Here is a 26814-nt window from a genome sequence, read left to right as displayed (position 1 = left end):
TTTTTGCAGGAATATTAGGCTTTATAAGTAATGATTTTCTCTTACCAATCAATGCCTTTTTGCGCTTTTATATTGTTATCAAAAGCATGTTTTATTGATTGTACTTCACTGACTGTATCTGCGAGTTCGAGTAATGAACGATGCGCACCACGGCCGGTGGCTATCACATGTTGCATCGGGGGACGATTCGCTATGGCATCAAGCACTTCATCAAGATCAAGGTATTTAAATGACAGCATGTAGGTTAGTTCGTCAAGTAACACAACATCAACACTTTCATCAGCTAATAGTTTCTTAGCTTCTTCCCACACAATTTTCGCTGCAGTAATGTCAGCGGTTTTATCTTGTGTATTCCAAGTAAAACCGGTTGCCATAACATGAAAAGGTACGCCAAGTTTCTCAAGAACATTTCTTTCTCCACAAGCCCAAGTGCCTTTTATAAATTGAATTGCGGCAGCATTCAAGCCATGACCAACTGCACGAGTTAGTGTACCAAACCCTGATGTTGATTTACCTTTACCATTGCCTGTGATAACAATTAATATACCGCGTTCATCTGTTGCCGCGTCAACTCTAGCATCAACTTTGTCTTTGACTTTTTGCATGCGCGCTTGATGTTTTTCGCTTTTTTGTGTTTCGTCAACCATGAGTATTCCTGTTGTGATTATAGTGATTTTAAAGAGGAAAAAAGGCAAGGCTAGCGTTAAGGATAGTCCTTAACGAGTAGCAAGTTACCGCGTGTTCCCGCACGATTTTATTGATCTTAAAATTTCTGCTATTAAAGTCATTAGGTATGCTGACTCATTGAATCCTTATAAAACAGTAGACAATTTACAGTTGCGGGTACAGTTAAGGTTTACACCTTATTCCCTAAATACTTTACGTGTAGCTAGTTTACGATATTTATATTTATTTACAATATGTAGAGGTGTTAAAGGCTGTTGATTTACTATTTATGCGGTTAACTTTGTGCCGCTATATTTTATTTTTAGTCAGTGTAAAGTCATAAAAAATGCCAACAATATTTGTTGGCATCTTAGTCTTCGTTTATTGTTCTTTAGCTCAATATTTTGCTTACCAAATTTTTACACGTTTTTCAGGAGCAATATACATAGCGTCACCTTCTTTAATGTTAAACGCTTTGTAGAATTCAGGCATGTTAGATAAAGAGCCTAATGCGCGGAATTCGCCCGGCGAATGAGGGTCTGTCGCTACCTGGTTACGTAACGATTTTTCTACCTTCTTTCCACGCCATACTTGAGCAAAACCCATGAAGAAACGTTGGTCTCCAGTAAGTCCATCAATTACAGGAGCTTCTTTACCATTTAATGAGGCAATGTAAGCTTTATAAGCGATAGTTACACCAGATAAATCACCGATGTTCTCGCCTAAGGTTAAAGAACCGTTTACATTTAAGTCTTCAAATACAGAGTAGCCATTGTATTGTGTTACTAAGTCGTCAGTGCGAACTTTAAATGCAGCTAAATCTGCTTCAGTCCACCAGTTACGTAAGTTACCGTCGCCGTCGTATTTACTCCCTTGATCGTCAAATCCGTGGCCCATTTCATGACCAATAACAGCGCCAATACCGCCATAGTTAACAGCGTCGTCAGCCGCTAAATTGAAAAATGGTGGTTGTAAAATAGCTGCCGGAAATACAATTTCATTTTTAGTTGGATTGTAATAAGCATTTACCGTTTGAGGTGTCATTCCCCATTCTTGCTTGTCTATTGGTCCACCCAATTTAGCCACTTCCTTTTGATGAGAAACGTCACCTGAACGCATGCTATTTCCTACTAAATCATCACCTTTAATAACAAGGGCAGAGTAATCTATCCATTTATTAGGGTAACCAATTTTAGGGTCAAAACTTGCTAATTTTACGTGAGCAGATTTTTTCGTTTCATCAGACATCCACTCTAATTCATCAATACTTGCGCCGTAAGCCCCACGTAGGTTTTCAACAAGTTGTGTCATACGCGTTTTAGCTTCTGGTTTAAAGTGACGGCCTACATAAACTTTACCAATAACTTCACCTAAGTTACTGTTCACAACCGCAACACCACGTTTCCACATTGGACGTTGTTCTTTTTGACCACGTAATTGTTTTGAATAAAAATCAAAATTTTCATTATCTAAATCAGCGGTTAAAGAACCTGCAAAATTACTTAATGTGTGGAAGGTTAGATAGGTTTGCCAATCAGCTAACGAAGTTGCAGCGAATGTTTCGCCAAAACCTTTAACAAATGAAGGTTGGTTAATTATTATATCTTTTTGTGCTGTTACGCCCTGAGCTGCAAGATAAGCGTTCCAGTTAAATGCATCAGTCACTGTGTTTAAGTCAGTAACGTCAAATTTATTGTAACGCTTATCGCTGTCACGAGTCTCAATTTTTGTCCAATGAAACTCCGCTAATTTAGTTTCAATTGCCATAATAGTTTGAGCGGCAGCTTTACCATTTTTCAAACCCGCTAAATTGAACATGTTTTCAATGTGAGCTACATAACCTTCACGTAATGCGGCAAAGCGCTCTGTTTCATCAAAGTAATAATCTTTGTCTGGTAAACCTAGACCGCTTTGCCAGATATGTGTGGCATAGCGAGTTGAATCTTTTGCGTCAACGCTGATATAAAAGGCTAATGGGCTGCCTACGCCATTTTTTTGATTTTCACCAAAAAATGTAGCTAATTCATCTTTATCTTTTAAGCTATTGATGCTGTCAAATAAAGGTTGTACAGGAGTGATACCAGCAGCGTTACGTGCATCGGTGTTCATGTACGAACGGAATAAGTCAGCAACTTTTTGTTCATCGCTACCCATTTTTAAGTTTTCTGTCGCGGCTAATTCTTCGATGATTACTTTTACATTGTCATCGGCTTCATCACGTAAGTCATAAAAAGCACCAATAGATGTTTTGTCGCCAGGAATTTCATTACTGTTCAACCATGCGCCGTTAACATAACGGTAGAAGTTGTCTTGTGGACGAACAGATAAATCCATGTTCGCTTTGTCGATACCTGAAGCCAACGCTGTTTTTTGCATGGCTGGCATTTCTTGTTTCGTTGTATCAGTGCTTTCTGTATTGTTGTTGCAAGCGGCAAGCAACAATAACGAAGAACATAACGCACTTGTTATTATTGTTTTCATTGAAGTCTCATCTTTAAGTTAAAAATATTTGTTATAAAATATTTGTTATAAAATATTGAACGCATTGATATTAAAGGGTTACAGCGTTATTTACTAGATTCAGACATGAATTTTTACATAATGCTTGAGCAACCCCGTATTTTATTTTGTACATTACATGGATAGATAACGCTGAGCTTATTGTAATTCCCTGAAAATTATATAATTATTACTACTTGAGTTTTTTTTTACGTTTACTTACGGGATTTTTCCTGCCAAATAAAACATCGGCTGTGATATGCTTAACCCCTTATCTAAGTGAGTATTTCCTTCTTAAATGCCATTTAAATTAAGGTGACAGAACTAATGAGCCTAAACTATCAACGACAACCAGTTAGATTGAGTTATAGCCGACTATTACGGTAAAAACGGAAAAACCAAAAAACCATAGGGTATTAGGCCCTTTGAAAATGAGCACGTAACAAGTGCAATTGGTATAACACAAAAGATGAAGTTTATTTAATGTTTCAGCCCGTCAGTTTTTTCATTGGGCTTCGCTATAGTCGAAGTCGCAAAAGTTCAGGATTTATTTCCTTTATCACTTTTTTTTCAATTGTAGGCATTGTACTTGGAGTTGCCTCCTTGATTACGGTTGTTTCCGTAATGGATGGCTTAGAAGGGGAACAAAAACGTAGGATACTCGGGTTGGTCCCTCATATTGTGCTGGCAGACGAATCAGAGCAGAACAAACAAGTTTCCTTACCACAATGGCAAACACTTCGGGAGCAGCTATTACTGCACCCTAACGTTACACACGTTACGCCTTTTCTGGAAAGTGAAGCATTAATACAAGCTAATTCTGGCGCGTTACGTGGCGTTCTCATTCAAGGGGTAATGCCTGAATTTGAACAACATAATATTGTTAATACCTCGATGCTATCAGGAAGTTTAAACCATTTGTCAGAACAGCCGTTCTCAGTGGTTATTGGGCGAGCTTTAGCAAGACAACTTGATGTAGACCTGGGTGGTTTCGTTCGATTAACACTCCCTAATAAAACGGTCTTTACCCCTATGGGAAGAATTCCAGTACAGCGGACATTTACTGTTGCTGGTGTTTTTAGTGTAGGCTCGCAAGTTGATGAAACCCTTGTCTATATTCACAGTAAAGATGGCGCGAAACTGCATCGACAAAAAGGTGATGGCGTTGAAAAACTTCGTTTATATCTTGATGATGCTTTTGCCGCTGAGCAAGTTGTAAGTACTTTAAAAACTCAATATCCGCAATATGCTTTTACTACTTGGAGCGATAGCCAAGGTGCATTGTTCTCTGCTGTTCGCATGGAAAAAAATATGATGTGGCTAATGTTGAGTTTAATTATTGCGGTTGCTGCGTTTAACATTGTTTCTGCCCTAGTCATGGTTGTTATTGAAAAAAGAGGGGAAATTAGTATTTTACAAACACTCGGACTTGACCGAATAGGGGTGGTTAAAATATTCATTACCCAAGGTTTAATTAATGGTTTTTGGGGTGTCACTATTGGCACTGTGGTCGGTTCAATACTGACCTTAAATTTAAACAGTATTTTTAACCTACTAGGGTTGAGTTTACTTGGGGCAGGGCAGTCTTTACCTGTCGAGTTATCAATCAATAATGTAATTAGTATTATTTTATCAGCAATAGCGATGAGTTTTGTTGCTACTTTATATCCCGCTTATCAAGCGTCTTTAACACAGCCCGCCGAGGTTTTACGAAATGAGTAAAGGTTTACTTTGTCAGCAATTATCTAAATCATACTTTCAAGGTAGCATTGAAACTAAAGTATTAGATGGACTTGATTTGTCAGTGGAAGCCGGCGAGCTTGTCGCTATAGTGGGGAGTTCTGGTTGTGGCAAAAGTACTTTTTTGCATATCGCGGGAGCATTAGACTCTCCGTCTTCTGGGCAAGTGATCATCAGTGGTGTTGACATTCACACATTATCTGAAAAAAAACGGGCTAAATTTCGTAATAAACATATAGGTTTTATTTATCAGTTTCATCATTTAATGATGGAGTTTTCTGCAGAAGAAAACGTAGCTATGCCATTACTTATTCGCGGAGACTCTCCTAAAGAGGCCTTAGCGTCAGCTCGAGAAATGTTAACACAGGTAGGTTTGAGTCATCGTTTTGAGCATCGACCTTCAGCGCTTTCGGGGGGTGAACGCCAACGTGTTGCCATTGCTCGTGCTTTAGTAACTAAACCCTCATTAATATTAGCTGATGAGCCCACAGGTAACTTAGATTTTGATACGGCTGAGCAGATTTATCAGTTATTGCGAGATCTAAATAAAACGGTGAATACCAGTTTTGTTATTGTGACCCATGACTTAATACTTGCCGCTAGAATGGATCGTCAATTGCGTTTAGCGCACGGGCGTTTAGCGCCCCTTGAACGTTAAGGCTTTTCGATGACAAAATCATTAAGTATATTCTTAGGTTTACGTTATGTTCGTAGCCGAAACGGTAACGGCTTTTCTTCTTTTATATCAGCGTCTTCTACTATTGGTATAGCGCTTGGTGTCATGGTGCTGATTATTGTGTTGTCAGCAATGAATGGATTTGAACGTGCATTAGCGCAACATCTATTGTCTGTTATTCCTCACGGTGAGCTAATTGCCATTAATACGCCGATTGATAATTGGCAAAAACATGTCGCTAAAGTTCAGCAACATCCGCAAGTGGTATCAGCAGCGCCAGTTATTAAATTAACAGGGATGATGCAACATGGCAGTGAACTCAAAGCGGTTGAAGTACGCGGTGTTGACGTTAAGTTAGAGCAGCAAGTCTCTACTATTGCTGATTATATGGTTGCAGGAAGTTGGCAAGCGATTGCCGAGAGTGAAAACACTGAGAACCCAGTAGTAGGGGTTGTTGTTGGCTCAGGTGTTGCAAAAAAATTACAGCTTGAATTAGGCGATTCTCTGCAACTTTTATTGTCTAATGTTATTGCCAAAAAAAATAACAATCAAGCAAGTGCTAAATTTCCTATACCGGTAAAACACCAAGTAAAGGTGGTTGGTATTTTTAAATTTGGCGGTACGATTGTAGACAACTCAGTTTATCTTTCACTAGCTCATGCTGAAAAAATGGTCAATCTAGAAAAGGGGCAAGTTCAGGGAATACGAATAAAAGTCGCTAATGTTTTCCAAGCGCCAGAGGTGATTCGTGATGTTGCCTATCGTTTTGATAATTATGTCGCTATTCACGACTGGACAAGAACACAAGGACATATTTTCAATGATATACAACTGGTGCGTTTGGTGATGTTTATTGTCTTGGTCTTAGTGATAGCAGTCGCAAGCTTTAATATTGTATCGACACTTATCATGGCAGTGAATGAGAAAAAAGGTGATATTGCTATTCTAAAAACTATGGGCGCAGAGACCCCAGTTATAATGGCGACCTTTATGTTTCAAGGCCTCGTAAATGGGGTTGTTGGCTGTTTAGTTGGCGCGATGCTAGGTATTGTTATATCGCTAAATTTAACTGAGATTGTGGTTGCAATTGAAACACTTTTTAACGTAAAAGTATTATCAGGTGATATCTATTTTATTGATTTTTTACCTACCCACTTAAGACAAGCTGATGTAATTACCACTGTAGTTACTGCTTTACTGATGAGTTTGCTGGCGACTATTTACCCTGCTTGGCAAGCGACTAAGGTTGAGCCAGCACAGGTGTTAGGACAAATGTAGTCAGGTTTTTACACTTTTTAGCTATGCTTTTTCATGTTCAGGATGAACGTATTATTTTCTTTTTATTATTATTTTAATGATCTTTTTTTGCGTTTATTCCATTGTTTTATTACTGAATATCGCCATAAGCCATGGATAGAAAAGTAACCCAAAATTGAAAAAAACACCGCTAGTACGCCACAACCGAGTAAAAATGCTGGCCCTATAGTCGACAAACTGTCTAGTAGCCATTGCCAGTTAGCTTCAAATACAAATTCCTTTTCTGGGCGGTCTAACAGCCAAATCCCTACCATGTAACAACCATAAAAAATGGCTGGAATCGTTAATGGATTAGTGATCCAAACGAGTGCAACAGAAAGAGGTAAATTTGAATGTACTATAATAGCGAAACCCGCAGCTAAAACCATTTGAAAAGGTACCGGGATAAAAGCAAAGAACAAACCTACGGCAAAGGCTTTTGCGACTGAATTGCGGTTTAAATGCCATAAGTTGGGGTTATGCAATAAGACACCGAAAATTTGTAAGTGTTTATTATTTTTTATGGTGTTGTGATCCGGCATATAACGCTTGAAGATTTTTTTAGGCATATACTTTTCTTATATCATCTCGGCTTTATTTATCTATTAGACAGATACGGAAACTAATCACTATGGAACGGTGGCTATTAACATTTTTTATAGGTGCTATTTTGTCACTATTCTTACCGATAGTACCAGATATTTCTCAAATTTATATTTGTTTTTGTTTTGCTGTCATTTTTTGTCTCATCAAAAGGTTACGTATTTATAGTGGTCTTTTTTTGGGCTGTGCATGGGTACTTAGTGCCGGTTTCGCCTATCAAAATATATGGCAGGTTAATGATATTGATCCCACCGCTTTTTTTGGTAAAACAATTACAGTAAAAGGTGTTATTGCCAACATACCAAAAACGTTAAGTCAGAATACAAAAAATGAAAAAATCAAAAAGAACGTCTCACGCTTTAATTTTATTGTTGAAGAAGTTAATCAACAAAAACTTAAAAAAAATATAAAAATTCGTCTTCGCTGGGATCATAAGTCACTTGAACTCAGTAGTTTAACGAAAACAAAAGCGATTAAACAAGGTCAGCAATGGCAGCTTAACGTGCGTATTAAACCTGCCCATGGTTTTGCAAACGTTGGTGGTTTTAGTTATCAAACATGGCTGAGACAAAAGGAACTGCATGCTACGGGATATGTGAAAAACACATTAACAAATAAATTAATTCAAGCACAGCCGAGTTACCGGCAACAACTTTACTTACAACTTAATGAATTAATAAATTCGCTGGCATTCAAAAGTGAGATGGATCATTTTATTTTTGCACTGACTTTTGGCGAGCGTGGAAAAATAACTCCTGAGCAATGGCAAGTTCTCCAAGCAACGGGAACACAGCATTTAATGGCTATTTCTGGATTACACTTAGGCTTAATTGCCAGTGGGGCTTATGCCTTAATGGTGATGTGCTTTCGGTACCTTCCCTTTCATTTACTGTTAACTCAAAAAGCTACTTTTTGGCTGGTACAAAAAAATAGTCATCTCGTCGTTTTTGCCTTTAGTAGCCTAATTGCATTATTTTATGCTTATCTTGCTGGTTTTTCTTTGCCAACACTTCGTGCATTAGTCATGATGCAAATCTTTATCGGTGCTAAGTTATTGGCGGTTAAACTAACAATAACACGTTGGTTATTACTGAGTATCGTTTGTATTATTTTGTTGTCACCGTTTAGTTTATTTAGCGTTAGTTTTTGGTTAAGTGTTTATGCCGTAACCTTGATACTGTTGATCATTTGGCGATGTCGAAAATTGATATCGTCATCGGGGCACAGTAAGTTAGCTAAAACAAAAGCTTGGCTCTCTTCATTATTTATTGTGCAGCTCGGGTTAACTTTATTTATGTTACCTGTCGCTGCTTTACTTAATTATCAATTACCGCTTTCAGCACTACTTGCCAATATTGTTGCAGTACCTTGGATGAGCTTTACCGCGATCCCTCTATGCCTATTGTCTGTCGTTGCTATGCCTTTTAGTGAAACGCTGGCATTGTTTTTTCTTGCACTTTCACTCTCATCTTTAGACTTTATTTGGCAATGGCTGAGTTATTTATCGAGTCAACCATGGCTACTTATTGAGGTTAGCCATCAAACATTAGTTATAATTTTAGCGCTGAGTGGTTTAACCTTTGTGAGTTATTTCTTAGCGTTACCCAAAAAAACATTAGGTACATCTATTTTACTTATTTCTTCATTTAGCTTTGTCTATTTTATGTATCATCAAGAAAGTCATGATTGGCAAGTCAGTGTGCTAGATGTAGGGCAGGGACTATCGATTGTTATCGAACGAAATGGGCACGCTATTTTATATGATACGGGGGCAAGTTATCCGAGTGGGTTTAATTTGGCAGAAAGTGTTGTTTTTCCTTATTTACAGTATCGAGGTATCACGACTATCGATTATTTACTCTTAAGTCATGCCGATAATGACCATGCCGGCGGTTTAGCTTTTATCGATAAACAAATGGCTATAAATAAAATAAGTGTGAATGAAATAAAATATAATCAGCCGTTAGAAGACCTTGGTAAATATAACTTCCCTGAAATACAAAGTTGTAAGCAAGGCGATGACTTTGCTTGGCAAGGTTTAACTTTTTCTGTGTTGTGGCCTGCTGTTATTCAAGACAAAGAAAATGACAATTCTTGTGTGATCAACATTTCTGATGGTAAATATAATGTGCTACTAACGGGGGATATTTCTCGTAAAGTGGAAAGGTTATTGGTCACCAACAACGAGCTGGGTATAAAATTAAAGGCAGATGTTATTGTGGCGCCACACCATGGTTCAAAAACGTCATCAAGTACTCGCTTTATTAAAGGCGTTTCACCCGACGCTGTTATATTTAGCGCCGGATTTATGAACCGTTGGAAGATGCCGAATAAAACGGTGCTTAGACGTTATCAGCAATTGAAGGTTAATCAATATTCAACGGCTGAGCAGGGCATGATCCAAATACAAGTTACAGAGCAAAGCCTTAAAATTGTAAGCTATCGTGAAGATATTAATCCTTATTGGTTTGCTAATTAAGGTTTACTATAATATTAGTTGGTTAGCGCGTAAAATAGCGTTAAAATAGTAGCAATTTTAATACCTTGTCATTAATCGCTAAGCCATAGAGAGATTGAATGTTAGAAAGTAAAAATACAGTAGTAGCAGCCACCACTTGGCAAAACTTTAAACGTTTAATGGGCTATGCTAAGCCTTATAAAGCAGGGTTTGTCATCGCTATTCTAGGTATGCTTGGTTATGCTGGTATCGACACTTTATTTTTCTCACAGTTAAAGCCATTAATTGATGAGGGTTTAGCAGATACTAATCCAAATTTTATGAAGTGGGCACCACTTTTTGTTATTGTTTGTTTTATTATCCGTGGTATCTGCCATTTTTTTGGTAATTATTGCTTAGCTTGGGTGGGTAATAACGTTGTTACCGATTTAAGACAAAATTTATTCGAACACATTATGGCGCTTCCGGTGACCTTTCATGATAAAGAATCTACGGGCACCTTAATTTCTAAATTGACCTTCGATACTGAGCAGGTTTTACAAGCGACCAGTAAAGCGTTACTTACCTTAGTGCAGCAAGGCGCAATGGTTATTGGTTTTCTGGCGGTTATGTTTTACTACAGCTGGCAGTTATCAGCAATATTCCTCCTTATTACGCCTATTATTGCTGTTATTGTTACTGTGGTTTCTAAACGTTTTCGCCAAGTTAGCAAGAAAATTCAAAGTGCGATGGGTGAGGTTACTTCTGCCGCAGAGCAAACCTTTAATGCCCATAAAGTGGTGTTAACCTTTGATGGCCAACAGCGTGAATCAGAGCGTTTCGGTAAAATTAATAAAAATAATCGCCAACAACGTATGAAAATGGTGGCAACTAAATCATTTAGTGTTCCGCTAATTCAAATTATTGCCTCTTTTGCCTTAGCCTTTGTTTTGTATGTCGCTAATTTAGATTTTATGAAAGACACCCTTACTCCCGGTGTTTTTATCACAGTACTTACCCTTATGACTATGCTATTGAGACCGCTTAAATTATTGACGACTGTAAACAGTGATTTTCAAAACGGTATGGCAGCATGTGTGAGTATATTTGCGGTACTAGACCAAGAAAAAGAAAAAGATACCGGACAACATACTCTCGATAAAGCTAAGGGAACACTGGCGTTTGAGCAGGTTGACTTCTCTTATCATAATGATGAAATATTAGCGCTGACTCAACTAAGCTTTACCGCGAATGCTGGCGAAACAGTCGCACTGGTTGGACGTTCTGGTAGCGGTAAATCAACGGCAAGTGCGATTTTGCTGCGCTTCTATGATGCAACAGCGGGTAAAGTATTAATTGATGGGAAAGATATTACCTCATACAAACTGAAAGACTTGCGCGCTCAGTTTGCTTATGTTTCTCAGCAAGTGGTGTTATTCAATGACTCTATCGCTAATAATATTGCTTATGGAAAACCGAGTGCCAGTAGAGAAGAAATTCTTGCCGCTGCTAAAAATGCCCATGTTATTGAATTTGCAGAAAATATGGTTAATGGAATTGATACTAATATCGGCGATAATGGCGCTTTGCTTTCTGGCGGACAACGTCAACGTGTTGCCATTGCTCGAGCATTGTTGTGTGATGCACCCTTTTTAATTCTTGATGAAGCAACCAGTGCATTAGATACCGAGTCTGAACGTCATATTCAAGATGCGCTACAAGTATTGCAAAAAAATCGCACCTGTATTGTTATTGCTCATCGTTTATCTACCATTGAAAATGCGGATAAAATCATTGTAATGGAACAAGGTAAAATTCTTGAACAGGGTGATCATCAAACTTTATTAGCAAAAGACGGTGCATATGCCAAATTACACAACTTTCAATTTAGCGAATAAAGTGAGTATTGAGATTTCATTATGCGCTTAATTGAAAAAGTATGGTTTTTTCAACATCCTGCCAAATGGTTGCTCGTTCCGATACTGTTGCCGTTAACGGTTATCTTTTGGTTGTTATCTGCTGTACGACGCAAATGTTATCTATTGGATTTTTTTAAATCATTCGCTATTGATATACCCGTGGTGGTGGTAGGTAATATTGGTATTGGTGGCAATGGTAAAACGCCGGTGGTTTTATACTTAATTGAACAATGCTTGGCACAAGGAATAAAAGTCGGTGTGATCAGCAGAGGTTATGGCGGAAAAGCTCCGCATTACCCATACCTGCTAAGTGAAAGTAGTACAGCTGCTGAAGCAGGTGACGAGCCATTACTGATTTATCAACGCCATGGAATTCCGGTTGTTGTGGGCGGCGATCGTGTTTTGAATGCTCAGTTATTAGTAAAGCATGGATGTGAAGTTATTATTGCTGATGATGGCTTGCAACATTATCGTTTAAAGCGAGATTTCGAACTTATTGTTATTGATAGTAAACGAGAGTTTGGTAATAGTTTCTTGTTACCTTCAGGGCCTTTACGTGAAGGTTTATGGCGATTAAAAACGGTGGATGCACTTATTTTTAATGGCGCAACACCCCGAGAAGAGAATAGTATCTATCCCAAAAATACACCGCAGATAATAATGACATTAATGGCTAAAACGGTGGTAAATGTTAAAACTAAGCAACGGCTACTATTAACGGAATTTCAGCAGACTTTTACTGAAAGAGACAATCAATGTATCAATGCAATAGCCGGTATTGGTGACCCTGCACGTTTTTTTAAAACCTTAGTCGATGTTGGTTTTAGCATCGATAAATCGGTAGGTTTCGTCGACCATCAACACTATAATAAGATGCAATTTACCCGCTTTTCTGACGACATACCACTGTTGATGACGGAAAAAGATGCCGTAAAATGTACTGATTTTGCTCAAGACAACTGGTGGTATTTACCGGTTGATGCACAAATTGAAAAAAAACAAATAACGCCATTTTTAGATGGGCTATTTGACCAAGTAAAAGCTAATAAACTTAGCCGTATTAAAGCTAGACTAAAGCTAAATTAAAGCATAAATAAACTTATAAATAAGAGAATGACCATGGCATTTGATGTGAAATTGATGGAAATATTGGCTTGTCCGGTATGTAAAGGCAAACTTGATTATAATAAAACACAGCAAGAATTAATCTGTAAATTTGACCGCTTAGCTTACGCTATTGAAAAAGGCATTCCAGTATTGTTAGAAAGCGAAGCACGCCGTATTAGTGAAAATGACTAATTAAATCTATTAGGAGAATTAAATGTCTTTTGTTGTTGTGATTCCTGCTCGGTTTGAGTCGTCTCGTTTACCGGGGAAAGTATTAGCGGACATTAATGGTAAACCTATGATCCAATGGGTTGTAGAGAAGGCTTTGCAAAGTGGTGCCAGCCAAGTGATTGTTGCTACGGATAATGAACAGGTTGAAGAAACGGTATTAGCATTTGGTGGTGAAGTTTGTAAGACTCGCGCTGATCATCAATCTGGCACCGAACGTTTAGCTGAAGTGATGAATATTTATAATTTTGATGATGATCAGGTTATTGTTAATGTTCAAGGAGATGAGCCTTTTATTCCAGCAGAAAATATTGCTCAAGTTGCTCGAAACTTAGCGGATCAACAAAGAACAAATCAACAACAAGCTAGAATGGCAACACTCGCTGTTCATATTCATGATGTTGAGGAAGCGTTCAACCCAAACGCCGTTAAAGTATTAACGGATAAGCACGGATATGCGATGTATTTTAGCCGTTCGACGATCCCTTATGACAGAACTCGTTTTCTTGATGAAGAAAGTGTCGCGACTATTGGTGACTTTTACTTACGCCATATTGGTATTTATGCCTATCGCGCTGGGTTTATCAAAGACTACGTTCAGTGGCCAGCGAGCCAATTAGAACAAATTGAATCTTTAGAACAACTGAGAGTACTATGGCAGGGCGAAAAAATTCATGTTGCCGTTGCTGAAACACGTTTAGCGGTTGAAGGTGTTGATACCCCAGAAGACCTTGAAAAAGCGAGAGCTTACGCTTTAACGCTATAATTGAATTCATTCAGCTTCAATAGCATTAATAAGTGATGAAAGTTCGTAGTGTTAATCTACCTTTTAAAGGGTCTGAAGATAAATGCTCGGGATTAATCATACTTGAGTGTAATAATTTGCTTGGGTAGATAATCAGTCGATTAAACTTCACGTCAACATTGGCAATTTTCTCATATTCATTATTGCCATTGTTAGCGTATTTATCACCGTAGTGACTGCTTTTAAGTTTTGGCTCTGCAAACGACCAGTAATGCTCTTTTCGATGCCGAGTGATTGTTTCATAACCGGTTTCTTTGTGTCTATAAAAAGCCGTTCCTTCAAAGGGGGGTTCGCATAGATAATGTAAAACAGCTAATTGACCGGTACTTATGGAGTCATAATGAGGGATTCTTTGATCTTGGTTTAATTCAGAAGGATCAAAGGTAACCATCGCATATGTTGATTCAAGTCTTGTTGGGTATGCTACGGGTAATTTATAAACTTCTTTAATGATAGGCTTTAGTACTTTATAAAGAGTGTCGGTGTAACTCGCTTCTGAAGGGCATGTTACGCCAGGATAAAAGTTATTGTCCCGTTTATTACAAGCTAAATTACCTTGCGTAATAACATAGTCAATTAAATCGTTTGGTGAGCGACTAAAGCCATCAATAATAATGATTTTGGTTTCTTCATTACCTATTTTGCGAACTTCAACTTCAACTTCTATATTATTATTAATATAAAGTTTATTTTTATTACAATTCATACTCTTCCCAAACTTTAAAGTGATGATATGCAAGGAGTCATTGCCCTCTAATAAGTAATCACTTATATTATTATTTCACTGATTATTGATTTTATGATATCGCGCATTTATAAAAATTATGGGCTACCCATCATATACAATAAATAATACACTATCTGATAATATTTAAAATAATAAAGAGAACTAGATGAATAATGATTACCACCCTATAAGTTTTAAACGACATGGGGAATTTAGCATTGATAGTAAAGTGACTTTTGAGCATGTTAACGATGTGAATAACTTAGAAGTTGTGATGCACGAATTCGCGAAGGCTGCCAATGAATTCCCGATAGTATTTATTAAAAATGGTGATTCGGGTCAGTTTCAATCTGTTATTTTGACGGGTATTGATTTAGGTGAAAACTTTTTTGTTGATGATAATAAATGGCGAGCTATTTTTACGCCTAAAAGTGCGAGTTTATATCCTTTTAAGTTAAGCTTAACCAAAGAAGAAAATAATGAAAAGCAGTATGGCTTTTTTATTGATGAGTCTTGCCCCCGTTTAAATGCAGGCGCAGGCGAGCGCTTTTTTGATGCTCAAGGTAAAGAGTCTAAATACCTAGAAAGTTATAGATTAACAATGAGTGATTATTTTAAGCAAAATTTGATGACCAAAGAGTTTATTCATTATTTAGTTGATAATGAATTACTTACAGAAGGTAAGATATCGCTAAATATCCCTAATAGAAAAATTCTACTTGATGGGATTTATACGGTTAACCAAGCAACACTTGATAAATTAAGTGATGAACAGTTTTTAGAGTTGAGAAAGAAAGGTTACTTATCCGTGATTTATGCGCATATGAACTCAATGCATCAAATTGATAAATTAGCAAAATTAAAAGTACATAGTACAACTTAATAATAACGTGTTCGATAAAAAAGGCCTTATGTTTTCACATAAGGCCTTTTTATATTTAGGATGAACATTATGTCACGGTCATACGTGGCCGTTTTTTGACATCCATGTCATCACGGCCTTAGCACTTCCATGTAAATCGATATAAAGGCGTGACGACTGCTCTTAAAAATATTATTTTAATAGTTTAAGGGCTTTAACACAGCGGCCAATTTGTTGATGGCTTGCTTTTACTGTTTTCAATACCTGTGGCTTCATACCACTATAGTCTTTAATCAGTTGTGCTAATTCTGCTTCACTTGCTGGCGTACATTCTGTTGGCAGCATGCTACCAGCAAAAGACTCAAGTAAACCTAGGTCACTGCCTTCATTTAAATTAGGAATATGAGCGAGGATCTTAGCTTTGTAAGGCGCTTCTAAAGCTTGTTGCTCACCTGGAAATAAACCCCACATAATGTAACGAAGCGTTGAAAGTTTTAGTTTGTCAGGGTTGTTAATAACCACGTTAAACCATTTCTCTTTACCTTTAGCTTCTGGTTGAATAACCTCTGCATAAATGGCACTTTTAACACCTGAGTCAGTAATATCTTTTGTTGCTTCAGCCGTTAATAATGCTTGGTAATTACCATGTTGGTAACGATTCATTTTAGCGATTAATGTCCAGCGCTTGTCTTGATCGATTGTTACACCTTCAAAGCTCTTCTCACCGTTTAACATGTTTTGTAAATGTGCTAAATGTTTTGTTGTTTTAGCGACACTAACATAACGACCATACCAAAGTTTTTGGAAGTCTGAACCTGCTTCAGCGTTTTCTAATAAACGTAAGTATAAGTTTTCAACGTCCATATAAAGTGCTGAATAATCTTTTTGTTCTAAACGTGTTGCTACCGTTAAGTAACCAAGGGCTGACGTTAATGTGCTAGCGATTTTACGCGATACGTTATAATCAGTTTCACCTTCAATGTTTTCCATTGCAAAATTGACAAGCTGGTCAGCAGCTAGATTTGCATCATTGACACTGTCAGACAAACTCTGCCATAACATTAAACGCATAGTGGCATTATCAATCTCGTTGATATGTTTTTGCGCTGAAGCGAGTGACTTTTCATCAAGATCTACTTTTACGTAACCCCAATCTGCTTCGTTTGGATAAACTAAATCAGGACATGTTTGACCAATCACTTCTTTAATTTCAGTGGTTGCCCCTTTATACATAATAGGTGTCGCTGATGTTAAGTTCATTGCATTACCATCGGCATTTACATTGTATAAACCGATTTGAACACGTTGTTCGCGTAACGTTGGGTAGCCTTCAGGTGCGGTTTGATTTATAGCAAAATCGCTAATTTTACCATCACTACACTGATAGCTAACTTTAATGGTGTTTAAGCCTGCGTTAAATAACCAGTCTTGAGTCCATTGGGTCATATCTTTACCGGCTGCTTTGCCTAATTCACCGATAAAATCTTCAAGATCAGTATTTTGGTAAGAGAACTTTTTCAAGTAGTTACTTACACCAACGCGGAAGTTTTCTTCACCTAAATAATAAGGTAATTGTTTTAAAACTGAAGCACCTTTACCGTAGGTAATACCATCAAAGTTTGATAATGCATCACCTGTGGAAGCTACAGGTAGTTCTATCGCATGCGTGTTTACAGAGTCATCTGTGCGGTAAGCCCACTGCTTAGTGCCAGAGTAAAATACATCCCAGTTGTTTTCAAAGTCACTGGCTTCAGCAATTGCCAAGTTAGCCATGTATGTAGCAAAGCTTTCGTTTAACCATAAGCCATTCCACCAGCGCATTGTGACTAAGTCACCAAACCACATGTGCGCCATTTCGTGTGCAATAACATTTGCTAAGCTCATACGAGCACTCGTCGACTTTTCACCACGAGCGATATAGCCTTCATTGAATGTAACCGCAGCAACGTTTTCCATCGCACCTGCATTAAAATCAGGTGCTACAATTTGGTCATATTTACCAAACGGATATTTAACTTCAAAATATTCATTAAAGAAAGCAAAACTTTGTTTGGTAGGAATAAACCATTCGTCAGTCTTTACGTATTCGGCTAAGCTTTGGCGAGCAAATAAACGTAACTTCATTCCTTCAAAATCATCTTCCCAAACCGCGTAATTACCGGCATGAAGAGAGAAAACATAAGAGGAGAATTTTGCAGAAGCAGGGAAAGACCATACCTTAGTATCGCCATTCTCACTGATGCTGGTTTCGCGAGTCGCGCTAATAATTTGCCAATGGGCAGGTGCAGTTACTTCAATTTCATAACTGGCTTTCAAATCGGGTTGGTCAAAATGAGGAAATAAGCGGTTTGCATCATACGGTTCAAAATCAGTGTATAGGTAAACTTCGCCGTTTTTAGGGTCTACGAAACGGTGAAAACCAGAACCATCTGTTGAATAAGGACGTTCGTAATCAATAGTGATACTTTGTTTACCTGCGGTTAATTCGGTAGCAGGAATCGTAATAAACCATTTTTCATAGCTAAACTTAACGTCTTTACCGTTTACTTTTAATGATTTAATGTCGCCTTCATCAAAATCTATTGTTAAATCGTTTTTATTATCTTTAGCTAAGTCAAATATTAGCTCGGTAGAGCCAGTAAAACTTTCACTTTTATTATCAATAGTTACACTTAATTTATAGCTAACATTGCTCACTTGCTTCGCGCGCATTTCTGCATAAACGGCTTCAAGCGATTCACTTTTAGTACGGATTAAGCTTGTTTGTTTTTGAGGCATTTCAACTACGGTTGAGTTACTTGGCGTATCAGCTTTTTCACAGCCCATAAGCGCAACGCTTGAGCCAATAATAGCCACAGACAATGCTTTAGCTATTTGAGATTTTTTTAATGTCATTTACCCAGATCCTACTTTATTATTTTTAAGGTTTCCTAATGGAAACGTTTTTAAATGAAAATATCAATGATGTTATATCATATAACCTTAATGAATTATTTTTAGTCATCGCGTAAATAGGGTGGTTAAACGATTTTTAGATTGATTTTAACAATTTGTATTTTGATACTAATATATTTTTTATTTTTTCTTTCATAAAATCATAGCTATAGAGATTTTAAATGACATTACTTTATTAAGGTTTTGTTTTGTTGTAAATAATTTGTTACATTTTTTTGTTGTTTTAAATGAGTGATTAGCCATGTTAAACAACTTTACTTAGCTTTAATAACGTTAACGCTATAAAGGTCATTAAAATGCCGACGTTCACCTTGTTTTCTATCTGTTCAAACGAATAAAACTTGTCAGGCGGTGTTCTTTCTCTTTATTATGATCAGGAGCCATTAATTAAAAGAAATAATAATGAATATAAAAAGAACGCTAACAAGTATCGCCATCATTAGTACTATTGCCCTTTCTGGTAATACCTATGCTGAAACAGATAAAGAAGACAAAGATAAGAAAAAATCACTATCGAGCTGGTTAAACCTTTCTGAAACAGAGTTAGTTGCCGTTGAAAAATATGCTACGGATTACAAGGAATTTATCTATAAAACACCAACAGAATTAACCTTTGTTACTGAAACGATTAAGCGTGCAGAAAAACAAGGTTTTAAGCGTTTGTCTGAAAAAAGTAACTTGAAACCCGGCGCCCGTTTTTATGATGTGAATCGTGACCGTACCATTTCATTAATTGTGATGGGTAAAAAGGATCTTGAGCAAGGTACTCGTATTGTTGGCGCGCATATTGATTCACCAAGACTTGAGCTTAAAGGTCGCCCGCTTTATGAAAAGCAAAAATTTGCGATGTTACAAACTTATATTCATGGCGGCATTAAAACCTACCAGTGGGTTAATATTCCTTTAGCCCTTGTTGGGCGCGTTGATAAAAAAGACGGCACGGTTATTAATATCTCTGTTGGATTTGATGAAAACGATCCTATTTTCATGGTTCCTGATTTAGCCCCACACGTTGATCACCCAAACAGAAGTCGTAAAAGTCGTGACGTGATCAAAAAAGAAGAGCTAGACGTGATCATCGCAGCTAAGCCTGATTTAGATAAATCTGTAAAGGAATTAATCGTTGATTTCTTAAAAACAGAATATGATATTTCTGTTGAAGACTTAGTTTCGGCGGAATTAGCATTAGTGCCAGCAACTAAACCTCGCGATGTTGGCTTTGATCGCAGTATGATCGCCGCATATGGACAAGATGATAAAGCGAGCTCTATTGCCGCTGTTAATGCCATATTTGAACAGACGATTCCAGAATTTACCTCAATTGCTTTTTTAGTTGATAACGAAGAAGTGGGTAATATTAATAATACCGGGGCAAGTTCATCGTACCTTGTTGATATGATGAGTAGCTTGTTATACAACCAAAAGGGTGCTGAGTATAATGACTATCAATTGCGTAAGGTTTTACGTAATACCAAAGTGATTTCAGCCGATGTAAACCCTGGTGTAAACCCTAACTGGGCAGGTGTTTGGGAATTAGGTAATGCGCCACGTTTAGGTAATGGTATTAACTTAAAGCTTTACGGTGGTGGTTTTAATGCGAACTCTGAATACATGGCCTGGACACGTAATTACTTAGATAACAATAAAATCAAATGGCAAACCTCTACTTATAAAGGTAAAGCTTCAGGAGGGACTATTGGTAGTGATTTATCAAATGACAATATGGAAGTTATTGACTTTGGTGTTCCAATATTATCAATTCATTCACCTTATGCCGTAGGTTCAAAAGTTGATTTGTATTCATTGTACAAAGCAATGTCAGCTTTTTATCAGGAAAAATAAATTAAGTTAAGTTAATATTTAATTTATTCCATTAAAACTAAAAAAGTACAAGTATCTATTTAGCTTGTACTTTTTAGTGTGATACTAGAATATTGAATGAAAGTCACCATTAGGAAATAAAATACCAGGCAGACCTCTTATCGTTATTACCTCCCCAATAATTTTATTGCCAAAATATAATTGACCTGTGTAATCTTTTTTCTGTTGTAAAAGTGATAACCAGCGGCCATCAAGTCCTTTAATGATCAGTTTTCTCGTGTCATTATTTTGCGCTAACGTTAACGCTAGAACTTTACCCTGCATTCTTAATGCTAAATTTACATTATCTAATCGTTCAAAATCTGTCGATAATCCTGATATTGATAACCTAAAATCAGCACTTCCAGAGGAAGGAATATCTAATAAAACATCATAGATAAAGTCATTTTCATTTTGGGTTAAAGATTGCGAGTTTTTTACCGCTATGATGGAAATATTCGTTGTTTGGTTTTTGGTTGTTAATAGTCCCGAAAATGAAAACTGTTTCAAAATAGAAGCTAACACTTCACTTTCATTTTTAACCCTTTCACCTGTCATATTGATACGACCAGTGATTTCACCATTCTCTGTCAAAATTGAAAGATTTGTTATTAAATTCAATGTTGCAGTTTTAGCTTTCTCATCATTAAAAACGTCTGTTACACCATCAAATTTAAGTAACAAGTTATCAGTATTAAGCGTCAAGGATGTATATTTACTTCTTACATTGCCTAATATGCTTGCTTCAAATAAGTCTCCGCGGGCTGCACTTATTCGCCATTGAGGAATCCTTAATTCCAGATTGATTTCTGTTTCTTTATATATCCCTGATATTATCCAAGTATACGGTGACCCTCGGTAGTTTATGTCTAAACCTTGGTATTGATAAAACCCCGCAGCCGTGTCATTTGTTGGAGAATATAGCTGTAGTATTTCAGTTAATATTTCACTGAATATTGCTAAAGTATGTGTTGAGTCATCAGTTAAAATACTCGATAATTCAGTGATTTTATCACTCGCCTCATTATTATATTTAAGTTCTTGTATATTAATAAAGGCTAATACGTTTCTGAACTGTTCAAGTAGTATTTTGTCATTTACATCAGGCGAGTGACTAGGTGTGAAGTGCTTGCTTGAGTTTGCAAGTAATCTGTTCAGTGAGAACTTCTCTTTGACTAAATCATCGTTAATAAGTGCATCATCATTACTTTTTTGTTGCTCAGATAAATAGTCATCTAGGTTAGTGAAATAATCAGTCGCTATATCTGATATCTCATTATTTTGCACAAATAAGGTAAGGGACTCTTTTATAAGTCGAATACTTTGCGGACTTTTTATCGATTTAAATAAGGCATAATAGCTGCCATCTGCTAAAAATTTATAACGCCTTGTGTTCTCTTTATCGACATAGGTTTGATGATAATTAGGGGTAATAGATAAACTTTTTAAATGGCTGTTCACTTCAGTTGATGATTCAATTTGAGATAATAATGAAAAATAAACTTTATTAGCACCAGGGCTTAAAAATACTTTAGTTGAAAAAAAAATGTCAACGGTAAAAGCTTCATTATAATCAATTTTGCCGTTGGCATTAATGTCTTGGTGTTCATCATTATATGAGTCACCACAGCCTATTGTAACAGGGCAAAGAATGCTTTTAGAGGTTGGAGTATATTCAATAGTAATGATTTGATTGCTTTCTATCGTAATCTTCTCATTATTTAAAGATAACGTATTAGCTGACGTGATGGTTTCACCACTTTGTGAACGTATTATTATTTCCCCAACAGGGTCAAACCAACTCGGCAAGTAAAATGTTATCTGGCTTTTTGCTAGAGATATTTCGGACTGTTTTTCCTCAGCTTTAGGTTCAGAATTTCCACCACACCCGTTGAGTAAAGTGAGCATTAAAAATAGGTTAATGAGATCATTTTTTTTCACATTGTCCTCCTTAAAATAAAATAGATAGGTAAGTATTAAAATGAAGGTAATATGCTTTTTCGAAATCTAACGAGTCAGTTTGGAAATTAATGCCGATAGATTTTGACCCAATACCTATTTTCCATGCCTCACTTTTATTTTCATATCCAGCCATAAGTGCCCAGTTATCACTGAAGTGCCAACGACCTAAAAGAGAAGTGAATTGGTCATTCTTTATTGAACGAAAAGCTAACTGCGTGGAAAAGAGTGATGATATTCTATAATCAAGGGTGCCATAATATCTTGCTGGCATTGTTAAGGAATGATCTTTAGTTTGATTGTTTCCTGATGTCTTTAAGCTAATTGCTGGCTCAGAATAAACGTTACCTTCATTATCTTCTTGAAAAGGAATATCTTGAATACTCTCCAAAGCATAACCGGCATCAGCGTAATTACTTTTATAATATAAATCTTTGATAGCTAAGCCCAGTATTAATTGCTCTGATATTTGCCAATCAAACGCAATATCTAAACTGAATCCTAGACCTTTAGGTCTATCTTGCGGTGAAAAAGATTTAAATAATCTATCTTTTGAAAAAGCATAATCAATATTAAAATTTCCTTGTGGTTTATCAGCTAAAACTTGTCCGTTAATATTACCGTCTTGAAAGTGTTTACTGCTAAATATTGATAGTTTAGGTGTTAATGTTATTTCGGGGGTGTTGAAGTCAATTTTGTACGAAAAAAACACACCATGGCTTGTTGCATTCTTTGCTTTTAGATTATAGGTATAAAATCGATTTTCAAATGCTAAATCATTTTTTTCAATATGAGTATAAAGTGCTGTGTCGGGATCGAACTCCATTACATAATCATAGCGACTTTGCAGTCCAAAAGAAAAAGCAGAATAGGTTACACCTACCTCAAACTGATTATAAGTAAAGGCACTATTGCCCTTAGTTAAAGGTTGATTAAACTCATCTATAAAAGAGTTAATGGGCTGAGACTCCGCATAAACTTCAGCGTTAAATGTAGAAAATAGGGTAAGAGAAGAGGTACTTGCAAAAGTATTAAAATGCAGAAAAATACATAAGTATAAAGTAAGCTTTATTTTCAATTTACATCCTTGAATAATTAAAGGTTAAAAATTGCGGGAGCATAATATCTCCCGCAAACAGAGCTAATTAATCACCAATAGTAAAAGTTAAATCAAAATATTCAACTTCATCATCATCAATATACGTCACAACAACGCCATTTGACATCTCAACAAAGTCACCATATTTATAGTCGTATAACCAAATAGTACCCATAAGGTATGCGCCATTATCAGCACTACCCATCATTTTGTAACCATCATCACCAATCATTAGTTTTACATTTAAGGTTTCATTATCATCCATTTCATCAAGGTTGAATGTTAAGTTGAAAGCAACGTCTGCCGACATTCCAGCCATAATAACTTCTGTTTTAAAAGTGTTAGGCTGCTCATTAGTTGATAAATCATGGTTACTTAAGATTAATGTTCCCGTGAAGTTGGCATCATTGTCTATGATTGCTAGTGTACTTGATGACATAGTTTTAACCGGGTCTTTAGTATCTAGGTCACTTAATGAGGTAAACACACCACTGAACGTTAATGCTGAACACGAACCTTGAGAATTACCAGTGGCACAACCATTTAGGTCACCAGCGGAGAATTCAAAAGTAGCACCATTATCGCCACTCTCCATTAGGGTCGCTGCCCATGCAAGCAGTAATGTTGTATCACTGTCATCATTACTTAACTCGGCAACACCTTGAAATGAACCTTTAGTTTCATGGCTCGCTTCTATTGTCATGTTTGTTTTATTAAAACTATAAATCCAACCAATATGAAGCAGTGACGCTTTATCGATAACATTACCTGTTTCTTGATTCGCCTCTTCAAGTACATCAAACATGATTTCGCCGATATCAGTTAACGCATCACGACCCAAAATGGTAACTACATTAATATCAGCAAAAGATTGAGTTGTCTTTTTCACCATCGGTAACTTACTTAAAATTATTTGCTTAGCTTTTGCATCAGCCACCATATGAGAAAATAGATTCACATCTTTATTTGCTGATATTATTAGCGCCTTTGATTGACTTATTAATGCCGCTGCTGAATCCATTAAAGTTGCGGCTGCAGTTTTATCCGTATCATTTTCAGCGATATCTGCGTATTTTTGAGCATCATTCAGCGCTACTTCTGAATACTCTAGGAAAGTATTTGCCATTGAAATAAAGTCTAATTTATCTGTTAGTGCTTGTTGAGCGGCCATAAGAAAAGCGGTAGCAGCGGCAATACTTTGAGGACTATTCATAGCCATTGCAGCTTCATAGCTATTTAATGACGTTGTTTGTGCCGTTGTTGCTAGGCCTTGTTTAGTGAGTGCCATGTCATTTGATGATTCTGCTCTAGCTTTCGCGGCTGGCACTACTGCATCAAATTCAACAAGTTTTGCTTGTGCGTTAGCTAATAAAGCTTGAACATCGATATGTAATCCTGTGTCGCCATTTATTTGTATTGTTTCTGTGTGTGCTAGCTTGGCTATTTCTTCAGCAGTATCAAGTAAACTTTGATATTCCGAACTTGAAGCAACTAAAAATTTAGCGGTATCTGCCCAAGCATTCGCTTCAATGTCATAACGATTAGCTTTGTTACCTAACACGTTCACATCATTGCTGTTAAAAATCATAAAATAAGCCGCGATTGCTGATTCATAATAGATAATTGCCGTATCGGCATCTGTAACTTTTGTCTCTAATGCTTCAGCTGTAGTAATAGCTGCTGCTGTAGTATCGATATTGCTGGCGATACTCATTATTTTAGTATTGAGCATTGCAAGCTCGGTGGTAACTTTAGCTGCTATATCAGCATATAATTCATCTCCTATAGTACATGCATCGCCAATGCAGCCTATTTCTTCTACTAAAGCGACGACTTCTATCGCACTATTAATAAGATCTTGCTGTGATATAGCTCCACGTTTAACAGCATTTTCCATCGCTTTAGTGATTGAGTTTCTAATGCCAGCATTAACACCTAACGCGTCTAATGCCGCAGTGTCACCCGTAACAATAGCAACATAAATAGCAGCTATTTTCTTCACTCTTTGTTGTATTGCATTAAATAGAGCGGATGGTTTCGAATTGTTGTTAACTGAAGATACTTTAGAAATAATTGATTGTATTGGAGCAGCAGAAGGTGAAACCTCAGCAACAGCATTTAAACTACCATCTGATACTGATGTTGCCAATTCTGTAATCATTTCTGATAGGGTACCATTGTCACCTGCCGCGGCGACTGTTTGTAAACTTGCCGACAATTGGGCTAGTGCAAGGTTACCAGCATTTAAGCTGACATTTTCGCCAATATCACTAAGGTCGAAGCCAACACCTTTAGATATATCCGAAAGTAAGTTTGCGTTTTTAATGACACCATTTGGCCCAAGCAATTGCATAATAGTATGGACTGAAGCGTCTGATATAGCTTGCTGGCTAATCGGCACCATAGGATCGGCACTTAAATTATCTTGTAATATTGTGGCCACAACTTCAGTAAATACCGTGACATTTGAGGAATAATGCCTAGATTGCTCGGGATTAGTTGACTCAGGAATGTATTTTATTGTCGTTAAGGTTAAATCTTCTTTATACCACTCTCCAAATTCGATAGCTAAGTCACCATTATTAGGTATAACAGTTGATGCAATATTTTCATAAACGCCACAATCAGTATAAGAGTCGCATCTTAGCCAACTAGCATCTACTGATGAACTACTGGTAATATTTATGATCACAGCACCAGAAAAGGTACTTTCAAGATAAATACTCATTTTTCCATTTTTATCAGTTGTTGGCTCTAATGGGTTTTCAGCTAATACTTTAGACGCGAGCATTTCATCTAATGTTTCATCTGAAGTTCCTGCTGGAGCTGATACTGTATAGCTTTCTGCTTCAACTGAGTTCGCTATCCGAAAGCTAATGGGTGATTTTTCACCTGTGGTAGTGTCAATCTGGTGAATAGATATACTTGCATTAGCCATCGTACCTTTAACAGCCACCCCCGTTAAAGCAACATTAAATGTTGCGGTTGCTGTTTTATCAATAGGAGGTATGGGAGAGGGTGGGTTAACTGTGGTCTCTTTAGTGTCAGAACAGCCAGTAGCCATTAGTGTTAGTGTGACAAACGCTGATATGAGTAAGTTATTTTTCATTATATATCCCTTTAAAATTAATGATTTTTATAAATACTTCATAAGCATAGAACAAATACATGCTCTTGGATAAAAATTATGACTTTATTTTTTACGCTTTAAAATCAGCGTTAACTTTGTATACGCTGAAAAGGGTCTACCGAGATGAACTGTCAAAAATTAATTTTTTACTCTCTCAATTAAATAGATGTATATATTAAAAATCCCTGATAATTACTCCCACTATTTGAATTAAATTAAGCTCAGCTTTAATGCGTTAAATTAGAT

General features: G+C 36.8%; 18 protein-coding genes and 1 riboswitch. Of the genes, 10 read left to right on the top strand and 8 right to left on the bottom strand.

Going from position 1 to position 26814, the window contains the following annotated elements:
• Positions 1 to 41 precede the first annotated feature (41 nt).
• Positions 42 to 647 carry a cob(I)yrinic acid a,c-diamide adenosyltransferase gene (gene cobO / locus H4J52_RS17680; RefSeq protein WP_182181935.1) on the bottom strand — a complete coding sequence of 202 codons (606 nt, stop codon included), beginning with the start codon at positions 645 to 647 and terminating at the stop codon, positions 42 to 44.
• Between the two features lie 121 nt (positions 648 to 768).
• Positions 769 to 913, bottom strand: a riboswitch (cobalamin riboswitch).
• Between the two features lie 161 nt (positions 914 to 1074).
• The gene (locus H4J52_RS17675) at positions 1075 to 3147 is read right to left on the bottom strand and encodes a M13 family metallopeptidase (RefSeq protein WP_182181936.1); all 2073 of its coding nucleotides are present in this window, start codon (positions 3145 to 3147) and stop codon (positions 1075 to 1077) included.
• 501 nt (positions 3148 to 3648) lie between these two features.
• Between H4J52_RS17675 and H4J52_RS17670 the strand changes: the two genes are divergently transcribed.
• The 3 genes from H4J52_RS17670 to lolE are packed head-to-tail and all read left to right on the top strand — an operon-like array spanning position 3649 to position 6859.
• On the top strand, positions 3649 to 4887 hold the full coding sequence (locus H4J52_RS17670) for a lipoprotein-releasing ABC transporter permease subunit (RefSeq protein ID WP_182181937.1): 1239 nt from the start codon (positions 3649 to 3651) through the stop codon (positions 4885 to 4887).
• Positions 4880 to 5563 carry a lipoprotein-releasing ABC transporter ATP-binding protein LolD gene (lolD, locus tag H4J52_RS17665; protein WP_182181938.1) on the top strand — a complete coding sequence of 228 codons (684 nt, stop codon included), beginning with the start codon at positions 4880 to 4882 and terminating at the stop codon, positions 5561 to 5563. The genes H4J52_RS17670 and lolD overlap by 8 nt, the downstream gene beginning before the upstream one ends.
• A 9-nt stretch (positions 5564 to 5572) precedes the next feature.
• Positions 5573 to 6859: a lipoprotein-releasing ABC transporter permease subunit LolE gene (lolE, locus tag H4J52_RS17660; RefSeq protein ID WP_182225326.1), complete on the top strand. Its 1287-nt coding sequence runs from the start codon at positions 5573 to 5575 to the stop codon at positions 6857 to 6859.
• Positions 6860 to 6927: 68 nt separating this feature from the next.
• Here the strand turns inward: lolE and H4J52_RS17655 are convergent, their stop codons facing one another.
• Positions 6928 to 7446: a DUF2062 domain-containing protein gene (locus H4J52_RS17655; RefSeq protein WP_182181940.1), complete on the bottom strand. Its 519-nt coding sequence runs from the start codon at positions 7444 to 7446 to the stop codon at positions 6928 to 6930.
• 62 nt (positions 7447 to 7508) lie between these two features.
• On the opposite strand from H4J52_RS17655, the gene H4J52_RS17650 reads away from it, so the two are divergent.
• The 5 genes from H4J52_RS17650 (at position 7509) to kdsB (ending at position 13937) form a co-directional block, all read left to right on the top strand.
• A complete protein-coding gene (locus H4J52_RS17650; RefSeq protein WP_182181941.1) occupies positions 7509 to 9959 on the top strand; it encodes a DNA internalization-related competence protein ComEC/Rec2 in 2451 nt (816 codons plus the stop codon).
• 98 nt (positions 9960 to 10057) lie between these two features.
• Positions 10058 to 11815, top strand: coding sequence for a lipid A export permease/ATP-binding protein MsbA (gene msbA, locus H4J52_RS17645; RefSeq protein WP_182181942.1), 1758 nt, complete (start codon positions 10058 to 10060; stop codon positions 11813 to 11815).
• 21 nt (positions 11816 to 11836) lie between these two features.
• On the top strand, positions 11837 to 12922 hold the full coding sequence (gene lpxK / locus H4J52_RS17640) for a tetraacyldisaccharide 4'-kinase (protein ID WP_182181943.1): 1086 nt from the start codon (positions 11837 to 11839) through the stop codon (positions 12920 to 12922).
• 33 nt (positions 12923 to 12955) lie between these two features.
• Positions 12956 to 13135 (top strand): Trm112 family protein, encoded by a 180-nt coding sequence (locus H4J52_RS17635; protein WP_182181944.1) that lies wholly within the window; start codon positions 12956 to 12958, stop codon positions 13133 to 13135.
• Between the two features lie 22 nt (positions 13136 to 13157).
• Complete coding sequence (gene kdsB, locus H4J52_RS17630; RefSeq protein WP_182225325.1) at positions 13158 to 13937, top strand: 3-deoxy-manno-octulosonate cytidylyltransferase; 780 nt, start codon at positions 13158 to 13160, stop codon at positions 13935 to 13937.
• Between the two features lie 25 nt (positions 13938 to 13962).
• Here kdsB and H4J52_RS17625 read toward each other — a convergent pair whose 3' ends face one another.
• The gene (locus tag H4J52_RS17625) at positions 13963 to 14682 is read right to left on the bottom strand and encodes a DUF6445 family protein (RefSeq protein ID WP_182225324.1); all 720 of its coding nucleotides are present in this window, start codon (positions 14680 to 14682) and stop codon (positions 13963 to 13965) included.
• Positions 14683 to 14869: 187 nt separating this feature from the next.
• Between H4J52_RS17625 and H4J52_RS17620 the strand changes: the two genes are divergently transcribed.
• The gene (locus tag H4J52_RS17620) at positions 14870 to 15586 is read left to right on the top strand and encodes a SapC family protein (protein WP_182181947.1); all 717 of its coding nucleotides are present in this window, start codon (positions 14870 to 14872) and stop codon (positions 15584 to 15586) included.
• A gap of 171 nt (positions 15587 to 15757) precedes the next feature.
• Here the strand turns inward: H4J52_RS17620 and pepN are convergent, their stop codons facing one another.
• Entirely contained in the window at positions 15758 to 18460 is a 2703-nt protein-coding gene (gene pepN / locus H4J52_RS17615) for an aminopeptidase N (RefSeq protein WP_182181948.1), read from the bottom strand.
• Positions 18461 to 18922: 462 nt separating this feature from the next.
• Between pepN and H4J52_RS17610 the strand changes: the two genes are divergently transcribed.
• A complete protein-coding gene (locus H4J52_RS17610; protein ID WP_182181949.1) occupies positions 18923 to 20362 on the top strand; it encodes an aminopeptidase 1 in 1440 nt (479 codons plus the stop codon).
• Positions 20363 to 20446: 84 nt separating this feature from the next.
• On the opposite strand, the gene H4J52_RS17605 is transcribed toward H4J52_RS17610, so the two are convergent.
• The 3 genes from H4J52_RS17605 to H4J52_RS17595 all read right to left on the bottom strand — a co-directional run bounded on the left by H4J52_RS17605 (position 20447) and on the right by H4J52_RS17595 (position 26547).
• A complete protein-coding gene (locus H4J52_RS17605) occupies positions 20447 to 22321 on the bottom strand; it encodes a hypothetical protein (RefSeq protein ID WP_182225323.1) in 1875 nt (624 codons plus the stop codon).
• Positions 22322 to 22331: 10 nt separating this feature from the next.
• Positions 22332 to 23417, bottom strand: coding sequence for a hypothetical protein (locus tag H4J52_RS17600; RefSeq protein ID WP_259367882.1), 1086 nt, complete (start codon positions 23415 to 23417; stop codon positions 22332 to 22334).
• 67 nt (positions 23418 to 23484) lie between these two features.
• A complete protein-coding gene (locus tag H4J52_RS17595; RefSeq protein ID WP_182225322.1) occupies positions 23485 to 26547 on the bottom strand; it encodes a hypothetical protein in 3063 nt (1020 codons plus the stop codon).
• Between the last annotated feature and the right edge of the window lie 267 nt (positions 26548 to 26814).

Origin of the sequence: Colwellia sp. MB02u-14 (genome assembly GCF_014076915.1) — a bacterium.
GTDB lineage: Bacteria > Pseudomonadota > Gammaproteobacteria > Enterobacterales > Alteromonadaceae > Colwellia_A.
This window is presented reverse-complemented; position numbering and strand designations above follow the sequence as displayed.